The organism is Stenotrophomonas sp. SORGH_AS_0282, from assembly GCF_030818125.1.
Lineage (GTDB): Bacteria > Pseudomonadota > Gammaproteobacteria > Xanthomonadales > Xanthomonadaceae > Stenotrophomonas > Stenotrophomonas rhizophila_A.
Window position 1 is genome coordinate 2,968,774 of record NZ_JAUTAB010000001.1, and the last position, 18,975, is coordinate 2,987,748.

Genomic DNA, 18,975 nt, shown 5'->3' on the forward strand with positions numbered 1-18,975 from the left:
GGTCACCGTGGACCCTGCCGACGCGTGACGGTGGTCAGGGTGCCGTTGGTCAGGGTCTCAGGCGCTGGCGTCGCTGACGGCATCGGCCAGCGCGCTGCGCACCGCGTCGCTGAAGGCCTCGAGCAGGAACGGTTTGGCGATCATGCTCATGCCGGGCTCGAGGAAGGCCGAGCGCTCCTGTGCCTTCTCGGCATAGCCGGTCATGAACAGCACCGGCAGCTCGCTCCGCGACTGGCGGGCGATCTCGGCCAGCTGGCGGCCGTTCATGCCCGGCAGGCCGACGTCGGTGACCAGCAGGTCCAGCCGCCGCGTTGACGCCAGCACCGGCAGCGCGCCGTCGGCATCGCCCACCACCTCCACCGTGTAACCCAGGTCTTCCAGCACCACCGTCACCAGCATCCGCACCTGCGGATCGTCTTCGACCACCAGGATCGACTGTCCGGCACCCAGTGCCACCGGCGCCGCGTCTGCGGCCGGCTCCGGCTCGGCGTCGGCTTCCACCTGCGGAATGAACAACGAGATCGTGGTGCCCTGCCCTGGCGTTGAATCGATGGCGATATGGCCGCCGGACTGCTGCATGAAGCCATACACCATGGACATGCCCAGGCCGGTGCCCTTGCCGATCGGCTTGGTGGTGAAGAACGGCTCGAAGGCGCGCTCCACCACTTCCGGCGGCATGCCGCTGCCGGTATCGGAAACCGCCACTACGGCGTAATCGCCGGCGGGCACGCTGGCGCGCTCGCCATCGGCCAGCCGCAGCGGGAAGGTACGCAGCGCCAGCTCACCGCCGTTGGGCATCGCATCGCGTGCATTGATGGCCAGGTTCAACAGCGCGCTTTCGAACTGGTTGGTGTCCAGCGCCGCGTGCAGCGGTGCCGGCGCCTCTTCGGTACGGATACGAACGCTCTCGCCCAGCGTGCTGCGCAGCAGGTGCTGCATCGCGCCGACCAGTGCGTTGAGTTCGACCGGCCGCGCGTCCAGCGACTGCCGGCGCGAGAATGCCAGCAGGCGCTGGGTCAAGGCGGCGGCGCGCTGGCTGGAGGTGGTGGCCGCATCCAGGAAGCGCTCCAGATCATCCGTGCGCCCCAGCTCCAGCCGCATCCGCACGATATCCAGCGCCGACAGGATGCCGGTCAGCATGTTGTTGAAGTCATGCGCGATGCCGCCGGTCAGCTGGCCGATGGCCTCCATCTTCTGCGACTGCCGCAGTGCCGCTTCGCTGGCTTCGCGCGCGGCCATCTGTGCCTCGAGCTCACGGGTACGCTCGGCGACCACCGTTTCAAGCTCGAGTGCATGCTGGCGGCTGGCTTCCAGTGCCGCTTTCGCGCTGCGCTCCAGCGCACTGCGGCTGTCGGCCAGCGCACGCATCTGGTCGCGCACCAGGAACTGCTTCTCGCGCGCACGCAGCGCGCCCTGCACGGCGCTGAGCAGCGACATGCCGCCCAGCGGCCGATCCAGTTCCACCACGTTGACCGTGCGCGGAAGCAGGCTATCGAACGGCGAACGACGGTGCGCACGCGGGGAGCGCAGCAGGATGACGGGCAGGTCCGACCAGGCAGGCTGCGCGGAGAGGCGTTGCAGAAGGCAATCGGTACCACGGGCGATGGCTTCTTCGGTGATCAGCACCACGCCGGCCTGGTCATCGAGCGCAGCGGCCAGGTCGTCCAGGGTATCGGCCGGCCGGGTGGCCAGCCCTGCGCCATCCAGCACCGACGCAATGCTGGCCGCATCGCGGCCGAACGGGGCGACGATATGGACAACGCCGCCGCGTCCGGGGTCATCCTGCATAGGGATGGGCCAGCAGGGATGCCGTATCGCCCACGAACTCCGGCGTGCCGGTGAGGATGCCCTTGAATTCGTTCAGCGGCGCACTGAGTGCCAGGCCCTTGCCGTTGATCTTGAGCTCGCGGATGGTGTCTTCGTGGGCGCCGCCGCGGTTCTTGATCACCGAGATTGCCTTGCGGATGCGCCCCTGTGCTTCGAAGAAGCGGAACAGGATCACCGCATCGGCGATGTAGGACACGTTGAGGTTGCCGGTGGACATCGTACCCACCAGGCCGTGCTGCGGGTTGATCAGGAACGTGGCCACGCCCTTCTGGTTGAGGTAGGACAGCATTTCATGCAGCTGGAGCATCAGCTGCTTCTCCTGCGGCATGGCGGCCACGTAGCCGTTGAGGCTGTCGATCACCAGCACGCTGCAGCCGCGCTGATCCACGGCCTTGCGCACGTTCCAGGAGAACTCCCCGGGCGAGATCTCGGCCGGGTCGATCTGCACGATCTCCAACAAGCCCGAGGCCAGGTGCGACCCCAGGTCGATATCCAGCGCCTTGGCGCGGGCCAGCAACGTGCCCACCCGCTCGTCGAATTCGAAGATGCAGCACCTCTCGCCGCGCTCGCAGGCGGCCCACACATACTGCAGCGCCACGTTGGTCTTGCCGCTGCCGGCCGGACCGGTCAACAAGGTGCTGGTGCCCCGCAACGGGCCGCCGCCGAGCAGGTTGTCGATTTCCGCCACGCCGCTGCCGAGGGTCTCCCCGCCGAAGTCGTCATGGTGGTGCGAGGCAATCAGCCGCGGGAACACTTCCAGCCCGCCGGTGCGGATGGCAATGTCATGGTAGCCGGCGACGAAATCCACGCCGCGCAGCTTCTGCACCTGCATCCGGCGCCTCGCTGCGCCGAAGTCCAGGGTCAGCCGTTCCAGCGAAATAACGCCGTGGCAGAGGCTGTGCAGCTGGCCGTCGCGGTCATCGGCGCCCGAGGTCAGGTCGTCCACCAGCAGCACGGTGGCGCTCTTGGGCGCGAAGAACTGCTTCAGGGCCAGGATCTGGCGGCGGTAGCGCAGCGAGTCCTGGGCCAGCAGGCGCAGCTCGGACAGCGAATCGAACACCACCCGGTTGGGCCGGATGCGATCCACTTCGCCGAGGACCAGCTTTACCGTTTCATCCAGCTCGACTTCCCACGAATGCAGGACCGACTGCAGCCGGCCATTGCCCAGCGCATCTTCGGCCGAGCCAAGCTCGAACAGGTGGAGGCCCTCCAGCGACCAGCCATGCGCATTGGCCACCTCGCGCAGCTCCTCCGCCGTTTCCGACAGCGTCACGTATAGGCAGCGTTCGCCCTGTTTCAGGCCCTGCAGCAGGAACTGCAGGGACAGCGTGGTCTTGCCCGAGCCGGGCGGGCCTTCCAACAGGTAGAGGCGCCCCTGCGGCAAGCCGCCACTGAGGATGGTATCCAGGCCCTGTACACCGGTGGTGACGCGCGACGACTCTGTCTGCATGAAAGACCCCTGTTTTGCGGCGGAGTCTAGCAACCAGCACTGTGTAGAGATTGTGTGATCGACATCTCTACATTAAGTCCACTTCAGCAATGTGCAAACCGCGTGGAGCGGGAACTGCAGGCCATCCCTCAGGCGAAATCCTTCAGGATCTCGCCGATGCCTGCCGGGGACAGTTCCAAGCCGAGCGAGGTGCCCGGATTGACCACCACGCCATAGCCGCCGGGTACGCGCTTGAGCACCTCCAGCATCTGCATGCGGATCGTGTGCGGCGCCTGCTGGCTGTGGAAGCCGACCCGCTCCATGTGGGTGAACACCGCCACGTGCAGGGTGCCCTGCTTGTCGAACAGCAGCGGGTCGAAGCCGCTGCCGTCGGGGGTGACCAGGCTGCCGGTGAGCAGCACCACGTCCGAGGCGACGAAGGCCTTCATGAAAGCGCCGATCGGGGTCTTCCCGTCCATGGCGGATTGCAGAAGGGCTTCGATCGGGGTCAGTGGGGTGAGGTCGTTCATGGGGCGATTCTACCCGGTCGGCAGCCACCGACCGTTGGTCGGTGGTCAGGGCGTACCCACCAACGGTGGGTACCTACCGGGACAGGCGCGTGGTCCTCGCCTGCTGGTCCGCCACCGCCTTCGCCAGCTCGGCCTGCAGTTCCTTCTGGTTCACCGCCGCTTCCAGCAGGTAGACCTTCACCCCGTGCGCGGGGACGTCGGCCTTCAGGCTGCGCGTGACCGCCTGGCTGCCGCCGCCCAGCGCATCACGCCAGGTGCCCGGCTGCAGGTAGCGGCTGACCTCGAAGGTGCTGGCGGTGTCGCCCTTGTTGAGCAGCACCAGCGCGGTCTGCGCGGTGTCGCCGTGCTGCAGTACGCGGTAGAACACCGCCTGGTCGCCCTGCAGGCGTTCGTTGACCTGCAGCCCGCGCTGCAGGGCCGGGGTGGACCTCGCGCAGCTTGGCGATCCGCTGCAGGGGCCCGAAGATCGGGCTCTGCGGGGCGGCATCCACCCGCGGCTGGCCGAAGTACGCACGGTTGCCCGCGTGTTCGGCGCGGCTGCGCATGAAGCCGGTTTCCGAGCCGTAATACAGCACCGGAATGCCGCGCGCGGTGAACAGCCAGTTGTGCGCGTCGATGAAGCCATCGTCGGTGGCATCCAGCCGCGCCATGTCGTGGTTGTCGTAGAAGCTCATCAGCTCGTACGGGTTGGCGTACGGTCCACCCAGCAGGTGCAGCGGCTCGGCCAGCGCTTCAAAGCCCTTCTGCTCCTTGCCGAACACGCTGGACATCGCGCCACGCAGCGGGAAGTCGAGCACGCTCACGTTGGCGTTGGTCGGCCAGGTGTGCTCGGCGATTTTGCTTGCGTCGTAGTCGAACGCCTCCCCGAACATGAACATGTCCGGATGCTTGGCGCGGATCCGGTTGACGAACTCATGCCACCACGGGTGCGGCAGCCAGCCGATGGTATCGATGCGCAGCGCATCCACGCCCTGTGCGGTCCACTGCAGGTAGGCGCCTACCAGGTACTCCATGACTGCCGGGTTGTCCTGGTTGAAGTCGCCCAGCTCGGCCAGGTTGCCGTCGAAGATCGAGCCCTTGTGCGGGTCGACCGGGCCGATGTTGTTGTAGAACGCGTGCAGCGGCTTGTGCTTCGGGTCCAGCTGCTGCGGCGGCAGGTTCTGGTGGTCGGCGATCAGCTTGCCGTCCTTGTCGAAAATCTGTCCGAACTGCGGCTGCTTCACCGGCATGGTCCAGGCCGGCGAACCGTGATTGCCGACGATGTCCAGCACCACCTTCAGCTTGGCGTCGTGCAGGCCGCGGGTGAGCCCGGCGAAATCCAGGTCCGCGCTGGGCAGGTGCTCGTCGAGCTTGTAGAAGTTGACGCCCCAGTAGCCGTGGTACCCGGTCTTGCCGCGGTCGGTCAGGGTGCTGGTGCAGCTGATCGGCTTGCTGCCGGTGAAGGCCTCATCCGGGTTGTCGATGATCGGGGTGATCCACACCGCACCGAAACCGAGGTTGCGGATGTAGTCGGCATTGTCGAGCACGCCCTTGAAGTCGCCCCCGAGATAGCCGATGTTGCCGTCGACCTTGTCCGGGCACGGCACCGGGATGTCGAAGGTGCGGTGCTTGCCACCCTGGTCGCGGTGGTCGTTGGTCGGGTCACCGTTGACGAAGCGGTCGGTGACCACGAAGTACACCGCATCGCTGGCGAACGGCTCCAACGTGCCCACGTACTCCGGGCGCGAGGCGGCAACCGCATGGCCGGCCAGCAGCGCGAACGAAAGGCCCAGCGACAAACCCGAACGAGACAGCATCAGACAACCTCCTGGTGGGACGGCACCCGCAGCACGCACAACCCGGCGATCAACAGGCTGACGCCACCCAGCGCCAGCACGTGCATCGGGTTGCCGCCCAGCCACAGGCGCAGCATGAAGCCCAGCGCGCTGGCCGCGACCAGCTGCGGGATGACGATGAAGAAATTGAACAGGCCCATGTACACGCCCATCTTGGCCGCCGGCACGCTGTCAGACAGCAGTGCATACGGCAGCGACAGGATCGAGGCCCAGGCAAAGCCGACCCCGACCATCGACAGCAGCAGCCACTTCGGGTCGTCGATCAGCATCAGCGAGATCAACCCCAGGCCGCCCAACCACAGGTTGACCAGGTGGCTCAGGCGCATGCCCATCAGCCGCACCATCAGCGGAATCAACAGCGCCGCGAGTGCGGCAAAGCCGTTGTACGCGCCGAACAGCACGCCCACCCAGTTGGCGCCCTCGTTATAGGCGGCCGACGCCGGATCGGTAGAGCCGAAATGGGTACCGGCCACCGCGGCAGTGGTGTAGATCCACATCGCGAAGAGCGCGAACCACGAGAAGAACTGCACCCACGCCAGGCGACGCATGGTGCGCGGCATGCTGCGCAGGTCATCGACGATGGTGGCCAGCATGTGCGGCCCCGGCAGCAGCCGCGCCACGCCAAGCAGCAGGCCGTAGGCGATGCACAGCCCGGCCAGCACGTAGAGCATCTTGTCGCCGTTGCGCCAGGCGATGGCCGCAGCCAGCGCCAGGCCGAGCGCGATCCAGCCGCCGATCTGCAGCATCGGCGGCGGCCCGGCGACAGGCGTAGTCTGGTGTACGGCCGGCGGCTCAGCATCGTCGAAGCTGGCCAGCTCGGTCGGGGAGTATTCGCGGGTGCTGAACACCGTCCAGGCGATCGAGGCCAGCAGCACCACCGCGCCAAAGTAGAACGCGTAGCGCACGGTCGGCGGCACTTCGCCGGCGGCAGCGGTATTGGCCACGCCGAAGTGCGCCAGGATGAACGGCAGGAAGCTGGCCACGATGGCGCCCACGCCGATGAAAAAGCTCTGCATTGCGTAGCCGGTCGGGCGCTGGCGCGGGGCCAGCTTGTCGCCGACGAACGCGCGGAACGGCTCCATCGAGACGTTGATCGAGGCATCCAGCACCCACAGCGTGCCCGCCGCGATCCACAGCGTGGGCGAGTTCGGCATCACCAGCAGGGCCAGCGTGGTGAACACCGCGCCGATCATGAAGTACGGGCGGCGGCGACCCCAGCGGGTCCAGGTGCGGTCGGACAGGTAGCCGATGATCGGCTGCACCAGCAGCCCGGTCAGCGGTGCGGCGATCCACAGCCCGGGCACGGCGTCCATCGGCGCGCCCAGCGTTTCGAAGATGCGGCTGGCGTTGGCGTTCTGCAGGGCAAACCCGAACTGGATGCCGAGGAAGCCGAAGCACATGTTCCAGATCTGCCAGAACGACAGGGTCGGCTTGGCGGTGCGGCTCATCGGGCGGCCTCCGCGTCGCCGGCCACCGGTGAGATCAGCAGCGCCCGGACGTTGGCCGCGTTGAGCACGCCGTCGCGGCCGCCCTTGCCACCGTTGTACTGGGCGAAGTGTTCCAGTGCGCTCATGTTGAAGCCAGGTTCCAGGGTGAAACGGCAGCTGCCCTTGGGCAGGTCGAATTCGGCGGCGGTGGACTCCTGCGGGCCGATGCTGTGCGGCATCACGATCGTGGCGCGCTGGACCGGTTGCCCCTTACAGTGCACGGCCAGCTGCTTCACGGCAGCGGTGACGCCGGTGTTGATTGGGCCATTGGCGTTGTCGTAGTGGAGGCGGATCCGGACGCGGGTGGGCTTTGCGGCGGTCCAGGCCCACTGGGTTGCGCCGGGCAGGCGTTGCTGCGGGCCGATGCAGGTCATCGGGCTGTGCAGCGATTCGAGGGCGCCTTCGCGACGGGTGAGGCTGAGGCAGTGCTGGTGGCCGTCGTTGGTGACGGTGTGGGTGGCGGAGCTGCCCACTGCGATGCCGTCCTGCCAGAGCTGGTGGTGGGCGGGGATGGCGATCGTCCAGGTGTTGCCGCGCTTCTGCGCTGCCGGGGCGGCGGGGGTGGCGGGGGCGAAGGCGTTGGGGTTAGCCGGGTCTGCGCGGAAAGCGGACACGCGTGGCGTGTCCGTACGCGGTTCGAGCTGGACGGTTACGGTGTTGCCCTTGCGCTCGATCTTCTTTGCTACGAGCAGGTCGCCGTCGAGGGTGCGTGGGCGCTTCAGGATGTAGCGGGTGCTGCCGGTGTCGAGCTCGATGCTGTCGCGCTTGCCGAACAATTGCGGCACCAGGGCCACCGGGAGTTTGGGGGCGACGCTGCCGTCGGCTTCCACGCCGAACACGCCTTCGAGCACCATCGAGAGGTAGCCGGCTACCGACCACAGCTGGCGCGGTGAGTTGACCACCGGGCCGCTCAACGGGCCCTCGTCGACGTGCACGGCGAGCGTGCGCATCTCGTAGTTTTCCATGTTCGAACCGGCCAGCGCGCTGCCGCGCATCAGCGATTCGATCTCGCGCTGGATGCGGGTGGCATCCTCCACCTTGCGTGCCGCACGCAGCGAGTAGGCGCTGACGAACGGCCACACTGCCCGGTTGTGGTAGATCGGCTGCTGCGCTTCCTGCGGCCACACGACCGGGCTGCCGCCTTCCACGTACGGGTAATTAGCCAGCGAGCGGCGCGCACGCTCGGCCGGGAACACCTCGGCCAGCACGCCCAGCGAGATGCCCAGCAGGTCGTACTTGGCATACGGCACCGGGTGTGCGGCTTCGCCGATGTAGCTCATGTACATGCCGGCGTCTTCGCGCCAGAAGCGCGCGTCGATCTGCGTGGCCAGCGCGTCCGCCCAGGCCGCGTACTCGCTGGCGCGGTCGTCGCCGAGCTCACGGGCGTACTTCTCGGCCAGGCGCAGCGCCTGGTAGTGCAGCACGTTGGTGGACAACGCGAAGGAGTCGCCGATGAAGCGCACGTCGTTGCGGGTCCAGTCCGGGTAGGTCTGCTCGCGCCAGTCCAGGAACGAGGTCTCGCCGCGGTACAGCCCGGTGCGCGAATCGAACACCATCGCACGGTCCTGCGCCAGGGTGGCCTGTAGAGCCTGCCAGGTCTCGGTCATGAAGCTGGAATTGTCGTGCAGGTCGCGTGCGGCCAGGAACCACACCACGCGGTCGCTGCTGATCGGCCAGCTGCCGCCGGACCCGGTGTCCTGGGCCACGAACAGGCCGGGGGTGACGCCGTCGCGCGCCTTGGACAGCTTGAACTGCAGGGACTGGCGGGTGCGGATCGGCTCCAGCCGGGCCAGCGCCAGGTCGGCGGCGAAACTCACATCGCGCGTCCACACGTACGGCCAGCGCTCGCCGGTCTGGAAGCACTCGCAGTCCACCGGGTTGCCGAAATTGAAGGCCGGGTCGCGGATCGCGTCCACGCGGTCGGCGGCCATGTCCTGCTGGGCCAGCGCGAACAGCGCATCGAACAACACGCTGTCGGTGCGGCTGCGCATCGGCTGGGCGGCAATCGCCACCGGTTTGCCATCGGCCAGCAGCTGGAAGCTGCCGTCGGCAGCGGCGGTGGCGCGCGCGGTGCGGCCATCGAAAGTCAGGTCCGCCGCCGCAGCGGTGGACACCAGCGCCGCCCCGAGGGCAGCGGTCAGGCAGATCGTTTTCAGCATCGAAAAGCGGCGGACCGGCTTGCGCCCGTCGGCCTTCCTCCCTTCTTGCACGCGGTATGGTTCGCCAGCGCCGGGGCGCTGTCGTCGCGGCCCCCTCCCAGGGTGCCTGCCTGCATGGTAGGCGACGACCGTCGCCCGTCGCACTGCACAGGCGATATACGTGCCCGCTTGCATACGTATTCATGGCGTGGCGCGGTGAGGCCGCGGCAGGCGTGGCTATAGTCCGGGGCAGATATGCGCTGCCCTGGGAGGGGAAATGCCACTGGAGTTGCCGTTGTTGCGCGCTGTTGCCGCGCCCCGCCCGCTGGCCTGGCTGGCACTGTCGTTGCTGGTCTGCACCACCGCCGCACACGCTGAACCGGTCACGGTGGCCAGCGCCAGCTCACCGGGCGACATTCTGAAGGTGTCGCTGCAGCTGGATGGCGGCAACCCGAGTTACCGGGTCGAGCGCCTCGGCCAGACCGTGGTGGCCGAATCAAAACTGGGCTTCCAGCTGCGCGACGGCCGCCTGGACCGCGACTTGGCGGTGCTCGGGCAGGACACGCGCAGCGTCGATGACACCTGGGAACAGCCCTGGGGCGAGCGCCGCAGCGTGCGCAACCACTACAACGAGGTCACCGTGCACCTGGGCGAGCGCAGTGGTGCCAAGCGCCGGCTGGACGTGGTGTTCCGCGTCTACGACGACGGCCTGGGCTTCCGTTACCACTTCCCGCAGCAGCCGGGCCTGCGCGAGGCGATCATCGATGACGAGCTGACCGAGTTCGCGATCGCCCCGCCATCCACCGCCTGGTGGATCCCCGCTGGCGAGCCCATCCACTACGAGTACCTGTACCAGCGCACGCCGTTGGACCAGGTGCCGCTGGCCCATACCCCGCTCACCCTGCGCAGCCACGACGGCCTGCACGTGGCGATCCACGAGGCGGCGCTGGTCGACTACGCCGGCATGTGGCTGCGGCGCACCGAGGGACAGCGCCTGCGCGCGCAGTTGTCGCCGTCGGCCGAAGGCTGGAAGGTGCGCCGCACCCTGCCCTTCGATACGCCCTGGCGCACGCTGCAGATCAGCGACACCGCCGGCGGGCTGGTGGAATCCAACCTGATCCTCAACCTCAACGAACCCAACGCACTGGGCGATGTGAGCTGGGTGAAGCCGTCCAAATACCTGGGCGTGTGGTGGTCGATGCACCTGGACCAGGAAAGCTGGGCGACCGGCCCGAAGCATGCGGCAACCACGGCAAAGACCAGGAAGGTGATCGACTTCGCCGCCAGACACGGCTTCCGCGGCGTGCTGGTGGAAGGCTGGAACCCGGGCTGGGATGGCAATTGGGTCGGCAACGGCTACGACTTCGATTTCACCCGCGCCACCCCGGACTTCGACATCGAGGCGCTGTCGGCCTACGGCGCGAAGAAAGGCGTGCACCTGATCGGCCACCACGAAACCGGCTGCGCGATCGAGCACTACGAAGACCAGCTGGGCGCGGCCCTGGACCTGTATGCGCGGCTGGGCGTGGATTCGTTCAAGAGCGGCTATGTCTGCGACGACGGCCAGGTGGATCGGCGCAATCCGGCCGGCGGCCCGCTGTGGCGCGAGTGGCACGACGGCCAGTTCATGGCCCGCCATCACCTGAAGGTGGTGCAGGAAGCGGCCAAGCGGCACATCGCGGTGAATCCGCACGAACCAATCAAGGACACCGGGCTGCGCCGCACCTATCCGAACTGGATCTCGCGCGAAGGCGCACGCGGCATGGAGTACAACGCCTGGGGCCAGCCGCCGAACCCGCCCGAACACGAGGTCAACCTGGTGTTCACCCGGCTGCTGTCCGGGCCGATGGATTACACCCCGGGCATCCTCAGCCTGAAGGGCCGCCACGGCCAGGCCATTCCCAGCACGCTGGCCCGCCAGCTGGCGCTGTACGTAGTGATCTACAGCCCGATCCAGATGGCCGCCGACCTGCCCGAACATTATGAACAGCACCGCGAGGCGTTCCGCTTCATCGAGGATGTGGCCGTGGACTGGGACGACACCCGCGTGCTCGATGGCGAGGTGGGCGACTACGTGACCATCGCGCGCAAGGATCGCCACAGCCGCGATTGGTTTCTGGGCAGCATCACCGATGAGCATGGGCGTTCGCTGCCGGTACCGCTGTCGTTCCTGGAGCCCGGCGTGCGCTACCGCGCCGAGATCTACCGCGATGGGGAGGGTGCGGATTATCAGTCCAATCCTTTCGCGTTCATGCGCGAAACCCGCCAGGTCACCAGCGCTGACACCCTGACTATCGTGCTGGCGCCCGGTGGCGGCCAAGCCATCCGGTTCACCCCGTTGTGAAGCCGTAACGACCAGCGGTCGTTACCTACCGCGGGCGTCAATGCCCCGGTAGGGCACGACCGTTGGTCGAGCCGCCGGTGAAACCGGTTCCATAATCCCGCATTTTCATTGAATACGTATGCAGGGTGATTCACGCCGAAGGCGCGCTGCCTACCATAGCCACGCAGTCAACGGCCACCGCGCCATGACACCTGCGGCAACGCATCGCCGTTGATCACAACATGAGTTTGGCAACATTGCCTGGGAGGGGAAAATGTTGAATCGCAAGCGCAGCGCGCTGAGTATCGCGCTGGCCGTCGCCCTGACGCCGTCATTGGCGTTGGCGCAGTCCACCACCACCGCACCGCCGGCGGGTAACGCCGCCACCGACCTGGATACCGTCCAGGTCACCGGCATCCGCCGCGGCATCGAAAACGCCATTGCGATCAAGCAGGACGCCACCTCGGTAGTCGAGGTGATCTCGGCCGAAGACATCGGCAAGCTGCCGGATGTGAGCATCGCCGAATCCTTGGCCCGCCTGCCCGGCCTGGCCGCCCAGCGCGTAGCCGGCCGTGCGCAGGTGATCAGCGTGCGCGGCCTGTCGCCCGACTTCGCCACCACCCTGCTCAACGGGCGTGAAGTGGTCAGCACCGGCGATAACCGCAGCGTGGAATTCGACCAGTACCCGTCCGAACTGGTCAACGGCGTGACCGTGTACAAGACCCCGGATGCGGCGCTGGTCGGCCAGGGCCTGTCGGGCACCATCGACATGCAGACCGTGCGCCCGCTGGCATTCGGCGAGCGCGTGATCGCGCTCAGCGGCCGCTATTCGAAGAACTCGCTTGGCAAGGCCGCCAACGTGGACGCGTTCGGCAACCGCTTCAGCGCCAGCTACATCGACCAGTTCGCCGAAGACACCTGGGGCATCGCACTGGGCTACGCGCACAGCGACAACCCTATCCAGGAAAACCAGGTGGGCCTGTACGAGCCGTGGACCACCGAGCAGACCGACCAGGGCAACCGCCCCGGCGTGGCGCCGGGCACCGCGTTCTCCGACGGCATCAAGGCGCTGCGCCGTACCGGCAACGCCAAGCGTGACGGCTACATGGCCACCGTGCAGTTCCGCCCGTCGAACGTGTGGACCAGCACCCTGGACATGTTCCACACCAAAGCCGAGCAGATCGACACCGCCAACCAGTTCGAGGTCAACCTCAGCAACTACAACGGCGGCTACACCCCGGGCCTGCTGATCACCAATCCGCAGGTGAACGGCAACGGCACCTTCACCGGCGGCACCGCCAGCGGCGTGTACCCGTTGGTGCGCGGCATGTACAACAAGCGCGAAGACAAGATCGACGCGTTCGGCTGGAACAACGAGCTGACCTTCGACAGCTTCAAGCTCACCGCCGATGTGAACTACTCCAAGGCCACCCGCGATGAGCTGAACCTGGAGAACAACCTGCAGCTCACCCCGATGCCGCAGCTGGACACCATCGGGCTGACCATCAACCCGGATGGCTTCTCGCAGATCCGCCCGGGCCTGGACTACTCCAACCCTGAAGGGCTGTACCTGACCAACACCATCTACGGCTCCGGCTACGGCAAGGTGCCGCAGGTGGAAGACCGCCTGAAGGGCGCGCGACTGCAGGGCACGTTCAACATGCCCGAAGCGCTGTCGTGGTTCCAGGACGTGGACGTGGGCGTCAACTACGCCGATCGCCGCAAAGAAAAGACCCAGGCCGAAGGCAACATCCTGCTCGGCGCGCAGGGCGACGCCAACGTCGCCGGCGACCTGCAGTACGCCCCGGTCAACCTGGGCTTTGCCGGCATCGGCTACATCCCGGCGTGGAACGTGCCGGCGGCGGTCGACCGCTACATGACGTTCAACCCGGTCACCAACCTGGATTACCTGATTCCCAAGTCGTGGGTGGTGCAGGAAAAGACCACCACGGCCTGGGTGCGCGCCAACATCAACACCGACATCGGTGACGTGGGCGTGCGCGGCAACATCGGTGTGCAGATGATCACCACCGACCAGAGCTCGCAGTCGAACTACTTCGACCGCTCGCGCCCGGCCGGCCAGGAAGTGCTGCCGATCGATGAAGGCAAAAAGTACACCGACTGGCTGCCGAGCCTGAACCTGGCCTTCCTGTTCCCGCACCAGCAGACCCTGCGCTTCGCGGTGGCCAAGCAGGTCGCGCGCCCGCGCGTGGACCAGATGCGCGCCGGCCTGGAGTTCGGCGTGGATACGGCCACCGGCAAGCCGGGCGGCAGTGGCGGCAACCCGCTGCTGGATCCGTGGCGCGCCAACGCGATCGACCTGTCGTACGAGAAGTACTTCGGTGAGAAGGCGTATGTGGCGGCAGCGATCTTCTACAAGGACCTGAAGAGCTACGTCTACACCCAGTCGGTGGACGATTACGACTTCAGCGACCTGCTGGCCAGCTACGTCATCCCGCCGGGCATGACCGCCCCGCTGCAGACCACGGGCACCTTCTCCGCACCGCAGAACGGCGAAGGCGGCACCCTGCGTGGCCTGGAGCTGACCGCCTCGTTCCCGCTGGAAATGCTGGCCGAACCGCTGCGTGGCTTCGGCGTGCAGGCCAGCGCGACCTTCAATGACAGCGACATCAAGATCCTGGACCCGGAAAGCGCGTCCAGCGTGGGCACCGATCCGATCAGCCTGCCTGGCCTGTCCGAGCGCGTGTACAACTTCACCGCCTATTACGAGCGCAACGGCTTCGAAGCGCGCGTGAGCCAGCGCCGTCGTTCGGACTTCATCGGTGAAATCGGCAACTTCAACGGCAACCGCACGCTGCGTTACGTGGTGGGTGAGAACGTCACCGACGCGCAGATCAGCTACACCTTCGCCGACGACAGCGCGCTGCACGGCCTGACCCTGCTGCTGCAGGGAAGCAACCTGACCAACGAGCCGTACCGCACCTACGCCGGCACCAAGGATCGCCCGCTGGAGTACATCGAGTGGGGCCGTACCTACATGCTGGGTGTGAACTACAAGTTCTGATCCAGGCGTAGAAGCACGAATAAAGAACCCGCTGCGCGAGCAGCGGGTTTTTTTATAGGTCCGTGGTGAATCAAACGCGGCTGCCGGTGAATCGAGCGCCGGGGCGGCATACCCTTTCCGGCGAATGTCCCCCGGCGTCGGCCGGAGGCCGACACCTCCTCCTTTACTTCGCCTCCAAGGGTATGCCGCCCCGGCACTCGACCCACCGGCGTTGCCCCCCTCCTTCTGCTTTTTCCATCGCGAACCGCAAGCCTTGCCCCGTCGCGGCCGGGGCCCTCAACGCTCACGATGAACCTGATCGAAGAAAAAAGGGCGGAACCTTGCGGCTCCGCCCATCAATACCACCGGAAATCGTGTATCAGGCGCGGCGTGCGCAGTACATTGCCTGTGCCGGCAGATGCAGAAGGCCACCGTCGGCCTGTCCCGCATCCGGGCCGGGCACATGCAGCGCGTGCCACTGCCCTTCGGGCAACGTCAAATGGGTCGCCTCGGCCGACAGGTTGAACGCCAGCAGCAGCGTCTCATCGCCGTGCGTGCGTTCAAACATCAGCACCGGTTCGGCCGTCTCCAGAAACCGGATGTCACCCAGCAGCAGCGTCGGCATCGTCCGCCGCCACGCCAGGAACTGGCGGAACGCGTTCAACACCGAATGCGGATCGTGCTCCTGCACCGCCACTGCACTCGCCTGGTGCTCCTGCGGGATCGGCAGCCACGGCGCACCGATGGTGAACCCTGCCAGCGGAGCGTCCAGCCACGGCATCGGCGTGCGGCACCCGTCGCGGCCCTTGAAGTTGGGCCAGAAGGTGATGCCGTACGGATCCTGCAGCGCCTCGAACGGCACGTCCGCTTCGCCCAAGCCCAGTTCCTCGCCCTGGTACAGACAGATCGAACCGCGCAGCGAACACAGCACCGCCACCAGCAGCCGCGCCAGCCGCGGCTGCGCCGGGTGCCCGCCCCAACGGGTCACCGCGCGTTCCACGTCGTGGTTGGAGATCGCCCAGCACGGCCAGCCTTCGGTCATGGTCGCTTCCAGCCGCGACACGGTGTCGCGGATGTAGGCCGCGCTGTAGTCCTTGACCAGCAGTTCGAAGCTGTAGCCCATGTGCAGGCGACCCGGCGCGGTGTACTCGGCCGTGGTCGCCAGCGAATCCTCGGCGGAGATTTCGCCCAGGCTGACCGCGCCCGGGTACTCGTCCAGCAGCTCGCGCAGGCGCTGGATGAACGGCAGGTTCTCCGGCTGGGTGTTGTTGTAGTAGTGGTACTGGTAGGCGTACGGGTTGTCGGTGCTGAAGCCCCGGCCCAGGCGCTTTTCCAGCGGCTTGGCCGGGTTGTCGCGCAGCTGCTTGTCGTGGAAGCAGAAGTTGATCGAATCCAGGCGGAAGCCGTCCACGCCGCGGTCCAGCCAGAACCGCACGTAGTCCAGGGTGGCCTGCTGCACGGCCGGATTGTGGAAATCCAGGTCCGGCTGGTCTGCCAGGAAATTGTGCAGGAAGTACTGCTCGCGGCGCGGCTCCCACTGCCAGGCCACGCCTCCGAAGATGGACATCCAGTTGTTGGGCGGGGTGCCGTCCTCGCGCGGGTCGGCCCACACGTACCAGTCCGCCTTGGGATTGGTGCGGTCCTGGCGGCTCTCGCGGAACCAGGCGTGCTCGATCGAGGTGTGGCTGAACACCTGGTCGATCATCACCTTCAGGCCCAGCGCGTGCGCCTTGGCCAGCAACCGGTCGAAATCGGCCAGGGTGCCGAACAGCGGATCCACATCGCGGTGGTCGGCGATGTCGTAGCCGAAGTCGGCCATGGGCGAGGTGAAGAACGGCGAAATCCAGATCGCGTCCACCCCCAGCGAGGCCACGTAGTCCAGCCGTTCGATGATGCCGGGCAGGTCGCCCACGCCATCACCGTTGGCATCCAGGAAACTGCGCGGGTAAATCTGATAGATGACGGCACCGCGCCACCATGGAATCTGCGTCATCAAGGGCCCCCCTCCGGGCTTCCAGGGCGCCCTCCCACGGGCGCCAGAACGTACCCGACAAGCTTAGCGGCGCACCCTCGGCGGTGGCGCCGCTTGCATACGTATTCACGCCCTGCCCGGCCCCCGGACCGCCTTCGCGGGCGGAATACGTCCGCACCGCCTATAATTCCGCCCAAGCCTGAAAGTCAGACCGCATGACCATCACCGAAGACACCCGCCCCGCGCTGGGCCTGCCCCAGATCCAGTCGCTCGCCGCGCCCGACATGGCCGCCGTGGATGCGCTGATTCGCCGCCGACTGTCCTCGGATGTCGTGCTGATCAACCAGATCGCCGACCACATCATCTCTGCCGGCGGCAAGCGCCTGCGGCCGATGCTGGTCATGCTGGCCGGCCACGCGGTCGGCCAGGCTGGTCCGGAGCACCACCAGCTGGCGGCGATCATCGAGTTCATCCACACCTCGACCCTGCTGCACGACGACGTGGTGGACGAATCCAGCCTGCGGCGCGGCCGCAGCACCGCCAATGCGCTGTGGGGCAACGCCCCGAGCGTGCTGGTCGGCGACTTCCTGTACTCGCGCAGTTTCCAGCTGATGGTCGAACTGGACCGCATGCCGGTCATGCAGATCCTGGCCGACACCACCAACCGCATCGCCGAAGGCGAAGTGCTGCAGCTGCTGCACGTGCACAACCCGGATACCGACGAGGCCGCCTACCTGCGGGTGATCGAGCGCAAGACCGCGGTGCTGTTCGCCGCCGGTACCCGGCTGGGGGCACTGGCCAGCGGCGTGGACGAGGCGACCCAGCAGGCGCTGTACGACTACGGCATGCACCTGGGCTACGCCTTCCAGATCGCAGACGACGTGCTGGATTACTCGGCCAACGCCGACGAGCTGGGCAAGAACCTGGGCGACGACCTGGCCGAAGGCAAGGCGACCCTGCCGCTGATCCACGCCATGGCCCATTCCGACGCCACCACCCGCGAGCGTCTGCGCGCCATCGTGCAGAACGGCGATGCGGATGCGATGCCGGAAGTGCTGGCCGCCATCCACGCCACCGGCGGGCTGGAATACAGCCGCCGCCGCGCCGAGGAATACGCCGACGCCGCCGAGCGCGCGCTCGACGGCCTGGCCGACAACGATGCGGTCGCCGCCCTGCGCGGCCTGGCCCGTTACGCGGTACAGCGTTCGCATTGATCCCCGCGGGTGACGACCAACGGTCGTCGCCTACCGGGGTAGCGCCCGACCGTTGGTCGGGCGGCGCCGCAACGCGGCGTGCGTCAGCGCTTGTCGAACAACCCGTCGAAGAATGTATCCAGGCTCTTCCACGCCCGCTTCGCCGCCCGCTCGTTGTACAGGCAGCCCGGCGGGTTGTTGGCATCGGATTCGGCGAAGCAGTGCACCGCACCGCTGTAGTTGGTGAACTCCCAATCGACCTTGGCCGCGTTCATCTCCTGCTCGAAGCTGGCGATGTCGTCCTTGCTGATGCCCTTGTCGTCGGCGCCATTGAGCACCAGCACCGACGGATGAGTACCGCCGGCCTTGGCCGGCAACGGCGAGCCCAGCCCGCCATGCAGGCTGACCACACCGGCCAGCGGCGCCCCGGCACGGGCCAGCTCCAGCACCGTGGTGCCGCCGAAGCAGAACCCGACCGCGCCGATCTTCGTGGCATCCAGCGGCGCGTTGCCGGCCTGGGCCTTGAGCACTTCCAGCGCCTTCAGCGCGCGGGCGCGCAGCACCGGGCGGTCATTGCGCAGCTTGGTCGCCACCGGGCCGGCTTCCGCGTCGGTCTTCGGGCGCACGCCCTTGCCGTACACGTCGGCCACCAGCACCACGTAGTCATCGCCGGCCAGCTGCTTGGCCTTGGCGATGGCTGAGTCGTTCACGCCCCTCCAGTTCGGCACCATCACCAGGCCGGGGCGCTTGTCGTTGTCTTCGTCGTCGTAGACCAGCACCCCGCTGAAGGTGGTGCCTTCGTGCTTCCACTCCACCGGCTTGGCCTGCATCGCCGCCACCGCCGGCAACGCCGTCATGCCCAGTACCAGTGCCGCACCCCACTGCCATTGCTGCTTCATGCGCCTGCTCCTTCCGGGAAAGAGCCCAGAGTGTATGTCGGGACATGTGACGGGCCGCAGGTGGCGGGTGGTTACGTGGCGGGGGGTCGCGTGGCGAGTGGTCAAACGGCGGGTGGTCGCTCGGCGCGGGTCAAACGGCGGGCGGTCGCTCGGCGCGGGTCAAACGGTGGGCGGTCGCGCGGCGGGTGGTAGAGCCGACTGTTAGTCGGCTGCGCCGTTGGCGCGATGTCAAGGTAGGCCGCGAAGAGCAGCGGACTAACAGTCCGCTCTACCGTCCGGCTGCGCCGTTGGCGCTTTGCCAGGGTGGGCCGCGAAGAGCAGCGGACTGACAGTCCGCT

General features: G+C 67.1%; 10 protein-coding genes and 1 pseudogene. 3 read left to right on the forward strand and 8 right to left on the reverse strand.

Annotated features, from left to right (window positions below):
• Window positions 1-57 precede the first annotated feature (57 nt).
• From QE395_RS13240 to QE395_RS13265, 6 genes and pseudogenes are all read right to left on the reverse strand, one after another.
• The gene (locus QE395_RS13240) at window positions 58-1,788 is read right to left on the reverse strand and encodes an ATP-binding protein (protein ID WP_306989520.1); all 1,731 of its coding nucleotides are present in this window, start codon (window positions 1,786-1,788) and stop codon (window positions 58-60) included.
• Entirely contained in the window at window positions 1,778-3,277 is a 1,500-nt protein-coding gene (locus QE395_RS13245) for an ATPase domain-containing protein (RefSeq protein WP_306989522.1), read from the reverse strand. The genes QE395_RS13240 and QE395_RS13245 overlap by 11 nt, the downstream gene beginning before the upstream one ends.
• Window positions 3,278-3,405: 128 nt before the next feature.
• On the reverse strand, window positions 3,406-3,786 hold the full coding sequence (locus QE395_RS13250) for an SseB family protein (RefSeq protein ID WP_068849964.1): 381 nt from the start codon (window positions 3,784-3,786) through the stop codon (window positions 3,406-3,408).
• A gap of 73 nt (window positions 3,787-3,859) precedes the next feature.
• Window positions 3,860-5,582 (reverse strand): annotated as a pseudogene (locus tag QE395_RS13255) (alpha-amylase family glycosyl hydrolase).
• Window positions 5,582-7,069, reverse strand: coding sequence for an MFS transporter (locus QE395_RS13260; protein WP_306989524.1), 1,488 nt, complete (start codon window positions 7,067-7,069; stop codon window positions 5,582-5,584). Before QE395_RS13260 ends, QE395_RS13255 begins: the two are co-directional and overlap by 1 nt.
• On the reverse strand, window positions 7,066-9,267 hold the full coding sequence (locus tag QE395_RS13265) for a Six-hairpin glycosidase-like protein (RefSeq protein ID WP_306989526.1): 2,202 nt from the start codon (window positions 9,265-9,267) through the stop codon (window positions 7,066-7,068). The genes QE395_RS13260 and QE395_RS13265 overlap by 4 nt, the downstream gene beginning before the upstream one ends.
• Before the next feature lie 256 nt (window positions 9,268-9,523).
• Between QE395_RS13265 and QE395_RS13270 the strand changes: the two genes are divergently transcribed.
• Together QE395_RS13270 and QE395_RS13275 are read left to right on the forward strand one after the other, a co-directional pair.
• Window positions 9,524-11,590 (forward strand): glycoside hydrolase family 97 protein, encoded by a 2,067-nt coding sequence (locus QE395_RS13270; RefSeq protein ID WP_306989528.1) that lies wholly within the window; start codon window positions 9,524-9,526, stop codon window positions 11,588-11,590.
• Window positions 11,591-11,843: 253 nt separating this feature from the next.
• Complete coding sequence (locus QE395_RS13275) at window positions 11,844-14,594, forward strand: TonB-dependent receptor (protein ID WP_306989529.1); 2,751 nt, start codon at window positions 11,844-11,846, stop codon at window positions 14,592-14,594.
• A 358-nt stretch (window positions 14,595-14,952) separates the two neighbouring features.
• Here QE395_RS13275 and QE395_RS13280 read toward each other — a convergent pair whose 3' ends face one another.
• Window positions 14,953-16,566, reverse strand: coding sequence for an alpha-amylase family glycosyl hydrolase (locus QE395_RS13280; protein WP_306989530.1), 1,614 nt, complete (start codon window positions 16,564-16,566; stop codon window positions 14,953-14,955).
• A gap of 194 nt (window positions 16,567-16,760) precedes the next feature.
• On the opposite strand from QE395_RS13280, the gene QE395_RS13285 reads away from it, so the two are divergent.
• Window positions 16,761-17,759, forward strand: a complete 999-nt coding sequence (locus tag QE395_RS13285; protein ID WP_093536772.1) for a polyprenyl synthetase family protein — start codon at window positions 16,761-16,763, stop codon at window positions 17,757-17,759.
• Window positions 17,760-17,842: 83 nt separating this feature from the next.
• Here QE395_RS13285 and QE395_RS13290 read toward each other — a convergent pair whose 3' ends face one another.
• On the reverse strand, window positions 17,843-18,637 hold the full coding sequence (locus QE395_RS13290) for a dienelactone hydrolase family protein (protein ID WP_095363772.1): 795 nt from the start codon (window positions 18,635-18,637) through the stop codon (window positions 17,843-17,845).
• Between the last annotated feature and the right edge of the window lie 338 nt (window positions 18,638-18,975).